This is a genomic window from Rhodococcus phenolicus, from assembly GCF_001646785.1.
Classification (GTDB): domain Bacteria; phylum Actinomycetota; class Actinomycetes; order Mycobacteriales; family Mycobacteriaceae; genus Rhodococcus; species Rhodococcus phenolicus.
The window spans coordinates 1-949 of sequence record NZ_LRRH01000214.1; the positions used below are offsets into that span (position 1 = coordinate 1).

The following is a 949-nucleotide window of genomic DNA, read 5'->3' on the forward strand; positions in this document are numbered from 1 at the left end:
CGAGCGCGACGATCAGCCCGCCCACCATGCCGATCGCGACGGCGACCGCGGCGAGGGTCGCGAGGGCACGCGGCTCGATGCGACGGTCGAACAGCACCTCGCGCAGGGTGAGTTTGCGTCCGGGCGGCAGTTCCTGCTCACCGGCCTGCTGCGCGGCGGGACCGAGCCGTACCGGGGTCGACGGATCGCGCCAGGGGTCGGGTTCGGGGCCCTCGCCGGCGGCGTCGGCATCCGGGTCGGCCGGCGGCCGCGGCAGGCATCCGCCGGACGCTCGATCGCGGTCGGCGCGGCGGCGTCACCGGCCGGTTCACCGTCGGTGTCGGTGGCGCGCCACCCGGACTGCTGCACTGATTCCGCCGTCACGCGTGCCCGTCTCCCCCGTCGTGGTCAGTCACGATGCCCAGTATCACCGATGGGCCCGAACTCGATGTGCCCAGTATCACCGACGGCAGCGGTGCCGTCGCGACCGCCTCCGCCCAGCCGGTCCCGGCGGGCGAGGTCCTGTGCGGACGGTGTCAACGCCGACGGCGGATCGACCAGCGGCGTCCCACCGACCACATCGGGTCCTGGCCGGACAACAGCGGATGCGGGGTCTGCCCGGTCGTGTCCTGGAGGTGGGTGGGGATGTTGCTGAGTGCGCCGAGCAGCGAACTCGGCATCTGCGGGGCGCGACGGGCGGCGTTGCGCAGCGCGAGCCGTGCCTGCTGCTGGGCTTCGACCTCGGCCGCGCACTCCGGGCACACGGACAGGTGCTGCGAGGCGCGCAGGTACGCGTTCATCCGCAGTTCGCCGTCCACGTACGCCGCTACGGCTTCGCTGGCCAGATGCTCGGTGGACCCGAACTGTCGGGGCGGGTACGCCATCGTCATCAAACCCTCCTGGCGGCTACCCCGCACGGACTCGACCGGACTCGTTCTCCGCATTCTCGCGGAGATGCTCGCGCAGTGCC

Annotated in this window: 1 protein-coding gene; it reads right to left on the reverse strand. The window is 72.7% G+C overall.

Going from position 1 to position 949, the window contains the following annotated elements; all coding sequences use genetic code 11:
* Window positions 1–515: 515 nt before the first annotated feature.
* On the reverse strand, window positions 516–869 hold the full coding sequence (locus A8G15_RS28965; RefSeq protein WP_068166642.1) for an anti-sigma factor: 354 nt from the start codon (window positions 867–869) through the stop codon (window positions 516–518).
* Between the last annotated feature and the right edge of the window lie 80 nt (window positions 870–949).